We start from the raw sequence: 11,486 nt of genomic DNA, 5'->3' as shown, positions 1-11,486 counted from the left end.
CCGTGCTTGATGATGCCGCCGTACTCCTGGCTGGTGCCGGGCATGAAGCCGGGCACGTCGACAAAGGTAATGACCGGGATGTTGAAGGCATCGCAAAAGCGCACAAAGCGCGCCGCCTTGATCGAGCTTTTGATGTCCAGGCAACCCGCCAGCACCAGCGGCTGATTCGCGACGATGCCGACCGACTGGCCTTCCATGCGGGCAAAGCCGATGATGATGTTTTTGGCGTACTCGGGCTGGATCTCGAAAAAGTCGCCGTCGTCCACCGTCTTGACGATCAGCTCTTTCATGTCGTAGGGCTTGTTCGGGTTCTCGGGCACCAGCGTGTCCAGGCTCAGGTCCATGCGGCCGGCCGGGTCGGCGCTGGGGCGCACCGGGGCCTTTTCACGGTTGTTCAGCGGCAGGTAGTTGTAGAGGCGGCGCAGCATCAGCAGCGCTTCAACATCATTTTCAAAGGCCAGGTCGGCCACACCGCTCTTGGTGGTGTGGGTAATGGCGCCGCCCAGCTCCTCGGCGCTGACTTCTTCGTGCGTGACGGTTTTAACCACCTCGGGGCCGGTCACAAACATGTAGGCGCTGTCCTTGACCATGAAAATGAAGTCGGTCATGGCCGGCGAGTACACCGCGCCGCCGGCGCTGGGGCCCATGATCATGCTGATCTGCGGAATCACGCCCGACGCCATCACAGTGCGCTGGAACACATCGGCATAGCCGCCCAGCGAAGCCACGCCCTCCTGAATGCGCGCGCCACCCGAGTCATTCAGGCCAATCACCGGCGCACCGACCTTCATGGCCTGGTCCATCACCTTGCAGATTTTTTCGGCATGGGCTTCGCTCAAGGCGCCGCCAAACACCGTGAAGTCCTGGCTGAAGACAAACACCAGGCGGCCATTGATCATGCCGTAACCGGTCACCACGCCGTCACCCGGAATCTTGTTGTCAGCCATGCCAAAGTCGGTGCAGCGGTGCTCGACAAACATGTCCCATTCCTCGAACGTGCCTTCGTCCAGCAGCAGTTCCAGCCGCTCACGCGCCGTCAGTTTGCCTTTGCCGTGCTGCGCGTCAATGCGCTTTTGGCCCCCGCCCAGGCGGGCTGCGGCGCGCTTTTTTTCAAGCTGCTCTAGTATGTCTTGCATGATTTACCTTTTCTACGTCTTCCAGATGCTGTTTACTTGCTATCTATTTAATAGCTGACCGCGCCCATTCCACCTGGGCTGAATGCACTTTCAATAGATTTCTAGCGGCCGTCGAGGCGGGAACCTGGCCGTTTTCAACCTGGGCCACCAGCGTCGGTAGCAGCGCACCGACCGCCGGGTCGTGCCGAAACGCCTGCTTCAGCCCCGCCTCAATCCGCTCCCACATCCACGACAGCGACTGATGCCGCCGCCGCGCCGCCAACCGTCCGTTGGCCGTTTGCAGGGCCCTGAACTGCGTGACCGCCGCCCAGAACGCATCAACGCCCTTGTTGTGCAGCGCACTGAGCTGGATCACTTGCGGATGCCAGAACTGGTCGTAGCTGGCCGCCTGGGCCTCACCTTTGTTGTTAGCCATGGCGTTGTTCACCAGCCCAAACAGGCGCATGGCCGAGGTAATCTGCGCTTCGGCGCGCATCGCCGCATCGGCGTCAATGTCGGCCTTGTTGATGATCACCAGATCGGCCAGCTCCATCACGCCTTTCTTGATCGCCTGCAGATCGTCACCAGCGTTGGGCAATTGCATCAGCACAAACATGTCGGTCATGTTGGCCACGGCGGTCTCGCTCTGGCCCACCCCCACGGTTTCGACAATCACCACATCGTAGCCCGCGGCCTCGCAGACCAGCATGGCCTCGCGCGTTTTTTCGGCCACGCCGCCCAGCGTGCCGCTGCTGGGGCTGGGGCGGATGTAGGCGCGTTCGTGCACCGACAGCCTTTCCATGCGGGTCTTGTCGCCCAGGATGGAGCCGCCGGAGACAGTGGACGATGGATCAATCGTCAGCACGGCGACGCGGTGACCTTGCGCGATGAGGTACAGGCCCAGCACTTCAATAAAGGTCGATTTGCCGACACCGGGCACGCCGCTGATGCCCAGGCGAAACGCCTTGCCGGTGTGCGGCAGCAATGCGGTGAGCAGCTCGTCACCTTGCGCCCGATGGTCGGCGCGAGTCGATTCGAGCAGGGTGATGGCTTTGGCGATGCCGCGGCGTTGCACGGTGGCCTCACCGTTCAGCACTGCCTCATCCAGCGCACTGGCAATCACTTCAACGCAGCCCTGATCTGCTCCAGCACATCCTTGGCACTGGCCGGAATCGGTGTACCCGGACCGTAAATGCCCTTCACGCCAGCCTCGTACAGCATCTCGTAGTCTTGCCGGGGAATCACGCCGCCAACAAACACGATGATGTCGTCGGCGCCCTGCTTTTTAAGTTCGTCAATGATGGCGGGCACCAGGGTTTTATGCCCCGCCGCCAAAGTGGACACGCCCACCGCATGCACGTCGTTTTCAATCGCCTGGCGCGCGCACTCCTCGGGGGTCTGGAACAGCGGGCCCATGTCGACGTCAAAGCCGAGGTCGGCAAATGCCGTGGCCACCACCTTGGCGCCGCGGTCGTGGCCGTCCTGACCGAGTTTGGAGATCATGACGCGCGGGCGTCGGCCTTGATCTTCAGCAAAGGCGTTGATTTCGGACTTGAGGGTTTCCCAGCCTTCGGCCGAGTCATAGGCAGCTGCATACACACCGGTCACCTTTTGCGTATCGGCGCGGTGGCGCCCGTAGACTTTTTCCAGCGCGTCGCTGACCTCTCCGACCGTGGCGCGCAGGCGCACCGCCTGAATCGACAAGTCGAGCAGATTGCCGGAGTTGTTTTCTGCTGCAAAAGTGATAGCAGCCAGTGCCCGTTCCACCTGGGCTGCATCGCGTTTTTGCCTGATTTCCTTGAGCCGGGCAATCTGCCCGTCGCGCACGGCCACGTTGTCGATGTCACGCGACTCGATGGCGTCTTCGGTTTTCAGCTTGTACTTGTTGACGCCAACGATCACGTCCTTGCCGCTGTCGATGCGGGCCTGCTTCTCGGCCGCTGCGGCTTCAATCTTGAGCTTGGCCCAGCCGCTGTCCACCGCCTTGGTCATGCCGCCCATGGCTTCAACTTCTTCAATGATGGCCCAGGCCGCGTCGGCCATATCCTGCGTCAGCTTTTCCATCATGTAGCTGCCGGCCCACGGGTCGACCACATGGGTGATGTGGGTTTCTTCCTGGATGATGAGCTGGGTATTGCGGGCAATGCGCGAGCTGAACTCGGTCGGCAGGGCAATCGCCTCGTCAAAGCTGTTGGTGTGCAGGCTTTGGGTGCCGCCAAACACCGCCGCCATGGCCTCAATGGTAGTGCGCACCACGTTGTTGTACGGATCCTGCTCGGTCAGGCTCCAGCCGCTGGTCTGACAATGGGTGCGCAGCATCAGGCTTTTCGGGCTCTTGGCGTCAAAGCCTTTCATGATGCGGCACCACAGCAGACGGGCGGCACGCATTTTTGCCACTTCCAGGTAGAAGTTCATGCCAATGGCCCAGAAAAAGCTCAGGCGCCCGGCAAAACCGTCGACGTCCAGGCCCTTGGCGATGGCGGTTTTGACGTACTCCTTGCCGTCGGCCAGGGTAAAGGCCAGCTCCAGTGCCTGGTTGGCGCCGGCTTCCTGCATGTGATAGCCCGAAATCGAAATGGAGTTGAACTTGGGCATGTGCCGTGCCGTGTACTCGATGATGTCGCCAATGATGCGGATGCTGGGCGCGGGCGGGTAGATATAGGTGTTGCGAACCATGAACTCCTTGAGGATGTCGTTCTGGATCGTTCCGCTAAGCTGGTCTTGCGCCACGCCCTGCTCTTCGGCCGCCACCACATAGCCCGCCAGCACCGGCAGCACGGCGCCGTTCATGGTCATGGACACGCTGACCTTGTCGAGCGGTATCTGGTCGAACAGGATCTTCATGTCCTCGACGCTGTCAATCGCCACGCCGGCCTTGCCGACATCGCCGGTCACACGCGGATGGTCGCTGTCGTAGCCGCGATGCGTGGCCAGATCAAAGGCCACCGACACCCCTTGCCCGCCGGCGGCCAGCGCCTTGCGGTAAAACGCGTTGGACTCTTGGGCGGTGGAAAAACCGGCGTACTGGCGAATCGTCCATGGCCGCACCGCATACATCGTGGCCTGCGGGCCGCGAATGAAGGGCTCAAAACCGGGCAAGGTGTTGGTGTAAGGCAGGTCCTTGATGTCTTCTGCCGTGTACAGCGGCTTGACGCTGATGCCGTCCGGAGTTTTCCAGTTCAATGCATTCACATCGCCGCCGGGCGCTGATTTGGCGGCGGCCTTGCCCCAAGCCTCAAGGCTGGTGGGGTGGAAATCGGGCTGGCTGGGCTTGGGAGGGGTGTTTTTGAGGCTCATGGCACGCTTTTCAGACAATCCGCAAATTTTACATCATTTATAATTATTGATGCAAAATTCAGTTTCGAGTAAGATGAAGCCTCGCTGCAAGCCCGCCGGAAACCCCAAAGCTGCACGTTTTTGATCATTTCTCCACTTTAAGCCCAGTCCACCATGGCCGCTGTTTCTTTGACCCCCAGAGCACTTTACGAGGAAGTGGCCGAGCTGCTGCGCCAGCGCATCTTCAACCGCGAACTGGCACCGGGCAGCTGGATTGACGAGCTCAAGCTGGCCGAGGAGTACGGCATCAGCCGCACCCCCCTGCGCGAGGCGCTGAAGGTGCTGGCCACCGAAGGCCTGGTCACCATGAAGGTGCGGCGCGGCGCCTATGTGACCGAGGTGAATGAAAAAGACCTGACCGACGTGTACCACCTGCTGGCCCTGCTCGAAAGCGACGCCGCGGGCGTGGTGGCCGCCAATGCCAGCGATGCCCAGATCAAGGAACTGCAGGGGCTGCACAAGGAGCTTGAAAAAGCCGTGAACCAGCGCGAACGCTTTTTCGAGATCAACGAGGCGTTTCACATGCGCCTGCTCGAAATCGCCGACAACCGCTGGCGCGACCAGATGGTGGCTGATTTGCGCAAGGTGATGAAGCTCAACCGCCACAACTCGCTGCTCAAGGGCGGCCGCATCGAGGAGTCGCTGGCCGAGCACCGTGCCATCATGCAGGCCCTGACCGCGCGCGATGCCGAGGCCACGGCACTGCGCATGCGTGAGCATTTCAGCAACGGGCTGGAGGCGGCGGCATAAAGCCGCATAAAGCCGAAGAGGCTTGCCCCGACAACGGGCAAGGCCTTCAATCAAGTATGCGGCTTGGCCTCCCAGTGCTGCAGCACCTTCCCGTGGTTGTCCACGCTTTCAAGCAGCACCCGAAACCCCCACAGGCGGGCCACATGCTTGATCACTTCCTGCACCTCCTCGGTGAGCGGGCGGTCGTTGTGGCGTGAATGGCGCAGGGTCAGGGAGCGGTCACCGCGCACGTCGACATTCCAGACCTGTATGTTGGGCTCGCGGTAATTCAAATCATGCTGGCGCGACAGCGCCTCGCGCACATGCCGGTAGCCCGTCTCGTCGTGGATGGCGGCCACCTCAAGATCCTTGCGCGAGGCGTCGTCGACCACCGAAAAAAGCCGCATTTCGCGCATCAGATGGGGTGACAGGTATTGGCCAATAAAGCTCTCGTCCCGGAAATGCCGCATCGCGTGATCAAGTGTCTTGAGCCAGTCGGAGCCGGCGATGTCGGGGAACCACTGCCGGTCTTCTTCGGTCGGCGCCTGGCAAATGCGTTTGAGGTCGCTGAACATGGCAAAACCCAGCGCATACGGGTTGACGCCGCTGTAGCCGGGATGGCTGACCGGCGGCTGGTACACCACGTTGGTGTGCGAGCGCAGGCATTCAATCATGAAGCCGTCGGTCAACAAGCCGTCGTCGTACATCTTGTTAAGCAGCGTGTAATGCCAAAACGTGGCCCAGCCTTCGTTCATGACCTGGGTCTGGCGCTGCGGATAGAAATACTGGGCGATCTTGCGCACGATGCGAACCACCTCGCGCTGCCACGGCTCCAGCAGCGGCGCGTTCTTCTCGATGAAGTAGAGAATATTTTCCTGCGGTTCGCCCGGAAAACGCCGGGTGGTCTTTTCAACCTGCTTGTCGGTCGACTTCGGCACGGTGCGCCACAGATCGTTGACCTGCTGCTGCAAATAAGTCTCTCGTTCCTTGCGGCGCGCCTCTTCCTGCGCCAAAGACAGCTTTTGTGAACGCCGGTAGCGGTCCACCCCGTGGCTCATCAGCGCATGGCAGGAATCGAGCAGTTGCTCGACCGCCTCCCAGCCGTGCTGCTCCTCGCACTCGGCAATGTAGGCGCGCGCATAGACCAGGTAGTCAATGATGGATTCCGCATCGGTCCACATGCGGAACAGGTAATTGCCCTTGAAAAATGAGTTGTGCCCGTAACAGGCGTGCGCCATCACGAGTGCCTGCATCGGCATCGTGTTCTCTTCCATCAGGTAGGCGATGCACGGGTCGGAATTGATGACGATTTCGTAGGCCAGCCCCATCTGCCCACGCCGATAGCTTTTCTCGGTTGAAATAAACTGCTTGCCGAACGACCAGTGCCGGTAGTTCACCGGCATGCCGACCGACGCATAGGCATCAATCATCTGCTCGGCGGTGATGACTTCGAGTTGCACCGGGAAGGTGTCCAGGCCAAACTCATGGGCGGTTCGGGCAATTTCGGTGTGGTAGGTCTCAATCAGCTCAAGCGACCAGTCAGACGGGCTGGGCAGGCGCGCCCGGCCGTTCTTGTTCACGGGCGGCGCGGCCACGGTTTCTTCCGGAGGGATTTCGGGCACGGGCTCGGTCATACGCTGCCGCCTTTCTTGAACAGCTCCCGGAACACCGGATAAATGTCGGCGGGGCCGCTGATTTTGCGAATCGCAAAGTTGGGGCTGGTTTCGCTCACCTGGCTGTACTCTTCCCACAGGTTCTGATCTTCCTCTGCCACCTGCACATAGGCAAAATAGCGTGACAGGGGCAGCAGCTTGCCGACCAGCAGCTCGCGGCACTTGGCCGAATCCTGATGCCAGTTGTCACCGTCCGAGGCTTGCGCGCCATAGATATTCCAGTCACTCGACGGGTAGCGCGCCTGGATGATCTGGTGCATCAGCAGCAGCGCGCTGGACACCACCGTTCCGCCGGTCTCGGTGGACTGGAAGAATTCCTCCTCGGACACTTCGCTGGCCTGGGTGTGGTGGCGAATGAAAATCACATCGGTTCGCTCGTAGTACCGCTTCAGGAACAGGTACAGCAGGATGAAAAACCGCTTCGCAATGTCCTTGCGGCCCTCGTCCATCGAGCCCGACACATCCATCAGGCAAAACATCGCCGCCTTGGCGGTGGGCAGCGGTACCCGGATCCGGTTGCGATAGCGCAGGTCAAACGGATCAAAAAAGGGAATGTGCTTCAGGCGGCGGCGAAGCACCTCAATTTGTTCCTTGAGCGCGGTAATCAGTTCCGGCTTGCCCGGCTCCTGGCACAAGGCCTCGGCCAGTTCGGCCTGCAACTCATGAAGGTCGCGCCGCGATTCACCACCTATCGCGATGCGCCGGCTGAGCGCGACCCGCATGGAACGCACCACATGCAGATTGGTGGGCGTGCCTTCCGATACAAAACCGGCGCGCCTGAATTTCCATTCGGGCGCATCGGGCAGCAACTGGGTACGAACCATATGCGGCAACGCAAGGTCGTCGAAGAAGTACTGCATGAACTCTTCGCGCGTGATGCGAAACACAAAATCATCATCGCCGGATCCGTCCTGGCCGGCGCCCTGGCCCGGCCCGCCAGCGCCGCCGCCCTGCGGCCGCTCGATGCGGTCACCGCGCACATAGTCCTGATTGCCGGGGTGGACGGTTTCGCGCATGCCGCCGCTTCCGTGGCCAAACACCGGTTCGGACACGTCGCGTCGTGGCAGCGAGATGTCCTCGCCCTGCTCAATGTCATGGATGCTGCGGCCAGACACGGCGCGACGAACTGCGTCCCGAATCTGCTCGCGAAAGCGGCGCAAAAAGCGCTCCCGATTGCCAATGGACTTGTTCTTGCCCGATAACCTTCGATCAATAACTTGCTGGAGCATCGTGATCTCCGGTCTGATGCAATGGGTGCGCCCTCAAGCCGGGCTGCAAACTTCAGGAACTCTTGCGAACCCGCAGGTACCAGTCACAGAGCAGGCGCACCTGCCGCGTGGTGTAGCCCTTGGAGACCATGCGGTTGACGAAGTCCTGGTGCTTTTGCTGCTCGTCGGCACTGGCCTTGGCATTGAAAGAAATCACGGGCAACAGGTCTTCGGTGTTCGAGAACATCTTCTTCTCGATCACCGTGCGCAGTTTTTCGTAGCTGGTCCAGGTCGGGTTCTTGCCGGCATTGTTGGCCCGGGCACGCAACACAAAGTTGACAATTTCGTTGCGGAAATCTTTGGGGTTGCTGATTCCGGCCGGCTTTTCAATTTTTTCCAGCTCGGCATTGAGTGACGATCGATCGAAAATTTCGCCGGTGTCGGTGTCGCGGTATTCCTGGTCCTGGATCCAGAAGTCCGCGTAGGTCACATAGCGGTCAAAAATATTCTGCCCGTACTCGGAGTACGACTCGAGGTAAGCGGTCTGAATTTCCTTGCCGATAAACTCGGCATAGCGGGCCGCCAGTGTTTCCTTGATGTAGGCGAGGTACTTCTGCTCGGTCTCGGGCGCAAACTGCTCACGCTCGATCTGCTGCTCCAGCACATACATCAGGTGCACCGGGTTGGCGGCGATTTCGGTCGAATCGAAGTTGAACACCTTGGACAGGATCTTGAAAGCAAAACGCGTAGAGATTCCGCTCATGCCTTCGTCGACACCCGCGTAGTCACGGTATTCTTGGTAGCTCTTGGCTTTGGGGTCGGTGTCTTTCAGGTTCTCGCCGTCATACACCTGCAGCTTGCTGAACATGCTGGAATTTTCAGGCTCCTTCAGTCGCGTCAGCACCGCAAACTGCGCCATCATCTTCAGGGTGCCGGGTGCACAGACAGCGTTCAGCAATGAGGAGTTGCGGACCAGCTTTTCATAAATCTTGACTTCCTCGGAAACCCGCAGACAGTAAGGCACCTTGACAATGTAGATTCGGTCCAGAAAGGCTTCGTTGTTCTTGTTGTTCTTGAAAGCCTTCCATTCGCTTTCATTGGAATGCGCCATCACGATGCCGTCGAAGGGAATGGCACCAAAACCCTCGGTGCCCTTGTAGTTACCCTCCTGAGTGGCGGTGAGCAAGGGGTGCAGCACCTTGATCGGGGCCTTGAACATCTCGACGAACTCAAGCAGCCCCTGATTGGCAAGGCACAAGCCGCCAGAGTAGCTGTAGGCATCCGGGTCGTCCTGGGCAAAAGTCTCCAGCTTGCGAATGTCAATCTTGCCCACCAGCGAAGAAATGTCCTGGTTGTTTTCATCGCCGGGCTCGGTCTTGGCAATGGCGCACTGCTTGAGAATGGACGGGAAGCGCTTGACCACGCGGAACTGACGAATGTCACCGCCGTACTCTTCAAGCCGCTTGACGGCCCAGGGTGACATCACCCTCTGCATGTAGCGCGGCGCAATGCCATACTGCTCAGCCAGCACGGGAGCGTCTTCGGCATTGTTGAAAAGACCCAGCGGCGACTCGTTGACCGGCGAGCCTTTGAGCGAATAGAACGGCACCTGCTCCATCAGCTGTTTGAGCCGCTCGGCAATCGACGACTTGCCACCCCCCACCGGCCCGAGCAAATAGAGAATCTGTTTTTTTTCCTCGAGGCCCTGTGCCGCATGGCGGAAGTAAGACACAACCTGCTCGATCGGATCTTCCAGCCCGTAGAAGTCTCGAAAGGCCGGGTAGATCTTGATGATCTTGTTGCCAAACAAGCGCGACAGGCGCTGGTCGTGCCGCGTGTCGAGCAACTCGGGCTCGCCCACGGCGGCAAGAATCCGCTCGGCGGCGGTAGCGTAAACGAGCGGGTCTTTCTTGCAGGCCTCGAGGTACTCCTCGATGGACAGCTCTTCCTCCCGCGTTTGCTCGTAGCGCGTCAGAAAATTACGAACGACATCCATAGAACCTCCTATGTGCGCGGCACCGAAGGAGCGTTGACCCCTGCGGAAAATGACTCCAGACTACCGCACCATAACTCGAATTTTTATCCTGCACAAAGTGCTGGATAGATTACAGCGAAAGAGAAAAAGTTCCAGCATACGAAATACCGCCAAAACTCGCATGCGCCTCTATTATTTTCCAAATGCATCGATGCGTACATAGCGATTTCAAAACATCGTTGCGTTTATGCATGACTGGCTTCAGGCGCCCTTTCAGCGCATGCCTGGCCAAACCGGTTATTCAGGAATTGTTCAAGTCCGATCCGCTCTTGACCGATGAAGCCCGATTGCGGCAATGCCCCCTGGGCCACCAGGTCCAGCGCGGCGCAGATGCCGCTCGCGGTGCTCAACTGGATGGCGCTCAGGCGGTGTCCGCCGATCTGAGTACCCATCAGGCGCGCCGAATAGGAGTCCTGAACCAGGCGTTGATGACGGTAGCCCGAGGCCGTGACAAACACCACAATCACATCCTGATCTGTTGCAGGAATGGCGGCCTCAAAAATATCCTTGAGCAAATCCCTGCGCTCCCGTAGCCGCAGGTCGTTCAACAGCAGCTTCATGATGGCGCAATGTCCCGGATAGCGTACCGACTTGTAGTCGACATTGCGCGCCTTTCCGCGCAGCGTCTCGGTCAGCGTGCCCAGCCCACCCGAGGTATTGAAGGCCTCGTACTCCACACCATCCAGGGCGAAGGTTTCGTGCCCCTCAAGCGCCATGACCTGTGTGGGTTCGCCATCGACCAGCGCATCGCAAGGGTTGCAGTATTCGTTGATAAGCCCTTCGGTACTCCAGGTCAGGTTGTAGCGCAGCCGGTTGACCGGATAGCGCGGCAGCGCGCCCACCCGCATGTGCAGATCCAGCAAACGGTCAAAGCGCCGGGCAAGATCGTTGCCCACGATGCCTATAAAGCCGGGCGCCAGACCGCATTGCGGCATCAGTACCGTCCGCGCACTGGCCGCCAGCGCGCGGATGGCCTGGGTACTGCGGACATCTTCGGTCAGGTCAAAGTAGTGAACGCCGGCTTCGGCGCAAAGCGTCGCGACGGTGATGGCGCGATGAAATGGCAGCGCGTTCAGCACCGCGTACCGCCCAGACGCGGCGCCGGCGAGGGAGTCCTCCTTATCCACAACCATGACCTCAAAACCCTGGTCAGCCAGTTGCTTGAGCCGGCCCGCATCCCGGTCGGCGATACAGACGTCGTAGCCACCGGCCTGTCTGAGGAGCACGGCGATGGCAAAACCAATTTGACCTGCGCCCAGAATGGTAATGGGTTTGATGCTGGTGACCATGAGACCTCCTTTGATGCTGCAATCGCCTGCAACGAGCCGTTTCCGGCACTGAATCTTCCCGTGAGGATGACCCATGGTAAGTCGCATTGATGTCAATGTGT

General features: G+C 59.8%; 8 protein-coding genes. 1 reads left to right on the top strand and 7 read right to left on the bottom strand.

Annotated features, from left to right (window positions below; all coding sequences use genetic code 11):
• From RMO23_RS13215 to scpA, 3 genes are all read right to left on the bottom strand, one after another.
• The coding region (locus tag RMO23_RS13215) for an acyl-CoA carboxylase subunit beta (protein ID WP_309682279.1) at nt 1-1,136 on the bottom strand (1,136 nt) is incomplete at its 3' end.
• A 43-nt stretch (nt 1,137-1,179) separates the two neighbouring features.
• On the bottom strand, nt 1,180-2,238 hold the full coding sequence (meaB, locus tag RMO23_RS13210; RefSeq protein WP_309682277.1) for a methylmalonyl Co-A mutase-associated GTPase MeaB: 1,059 nt from the start codon (nt 2,236-2,238) through the stop codon (nt 1,180-1,182).
• Nucleotides 2,235-4,412 carry a methylmalonyl-CoA mutase gene (gene scpA / locus RMO23_RS13205; RefSeq protein WP_309682274.1) on the bottom strand — a complete coding sequence of 726 codons (2,178 nt, stop codon included), beginning with the start codon at nt 4,410-4,412 and terminating at the stop codon, nt 2,235-2,237. The genes meaB and scpA overlap by 4 nt, the downstream gene beginning before the upstream one ends.
• Nucleotides 4,413-4,565: 153 nt before the next feature.
• Here scpA and RMO23_RS13200 point away from each other — a divergent pair, with 153 nt between their 5' ends.
• Entirely contained in the window at nt 4,566-5,201 is a 636-nt protein-coding gene (locus RMO23_RS13200; protein WP_309682271.1) for a GntR family transcriptional regulator, read from the top strand.
• A 50-nt stretch (nt 5,202-5,251) separates the two neighbouring features.
• Here the strand turns inward: RMO23_RS13200 and RMO23_RS13195 are convergent, their stop codons facing one another.
• From RMO23_RS13195 to RMO23_RS13180, 4 genes are all read right to left on the bottom strand, one after another.
• Complete coding sequence (locus tag RMO23_RS13195; protein ID WP_309682269.1) at nt 5,252-6,814, bottom strand: SpoVR family protein; 1,563 nt, start codon at nt 6,812-6,814, stop codon at nt 5,252-5,254.
• Nucleotides 6,811-8,082: a YeaH/YhbH family protein gene (locus tag RMO23_RS13190; RefSeq protein ID WP_309682266.1), complete on the bottom strand. Its 1,272-nt coding sequence runs from the start codon at nt 8,080-8,082 to the stop codon at nt 6,811-6,813. The genes RMO23_RS13195 and RMO23_RS13190 overlap by 4 nt, the downstream gene beginning before the upstream one ends.
• A gap of 52 nt (nt 8,083-8,134) precedes the next feature.
• A complete protein-coding gene (locus RMO23_RS13185; RefSeq protein WP_309682264.1) occupies nt 8,135-10,057 on the bottom strand; it encodes a PrkA family serine protein kinase in 1,923 nt (640 codons plus the stop codon).
• A 224-nt stretch (nt 10,058-10,281) separates the two neighbouring features.
• On the bottom strand, nt 10,282-11,385 hold the full coding sequence (locus tag RMO23_RS13180) for a saccharopine dehydrogenase NADP-binding domain-containing protein (protein ID WP_309682262.1): 1,104 nt from the start codon (nt 11,383-11,385) through the stop codon (nt 10,282-10,284).
• Between the last annotated feature and the right edge of the window lie 101 nt (nt 11,386-11,486).

This window comes from Polaromonas sp., from assembly GCF_031411155.1.
Classification (GTDB): Bacteria; Pseudomonadota; Gammaproteobacteria; order Burkholderiales; family Burkholderiaceae_C; genus Polaromonas.
This window is presented reverse-complemented; position numbering and strand designations above follow the sequence as displayed.